We start from the raw sequence: 252 nt of genomic DNA on the forward strand, positions 1-252 counted from the left end.
GTATTTGGATTGTCACTGCTTGCTCCAAAGTTAACATGTTGAGCAGTCCAAAAAGACCACTATATTAACCAAGGGGGTCAATTTTCAAATGCTGTTGGGGGGTCATTTTTACATTGCCGCTAACAAAGCGATGCCCGCCTATGTGATTGATAAAGGCATTGCTTCACCTGAATTGCTCAGCCATGTGCTGGTATCGAAGTATGCCGATCATTTGCCGCTGTACCGTCAACGTCTGATCTATCAGCGGGCGGG

The 252-nt window shown here is 46.4% G+C and carries 1 pseudogene; it reads left to right on the forward strand.

Annotation, left to right across the window (positions count from 1 at the left end):
• Window positions 1-124 precede the first annotated feature (124 nt).
• Window positions 125-252: pseudogene (locus tag ACEO2X_RS14680) on the forward strand (transposase); the annotation flags it as partial.

It is taken from the genome of Acinetobacter sp. AL9, assembly GCF_041464035.1.
GTDB lineage: Bacteria > Pseudomonadota > Gammaproteobacteria > Pseudomonadales > Moraxellaceae > Acinetobacter > Acinetobacter towneri.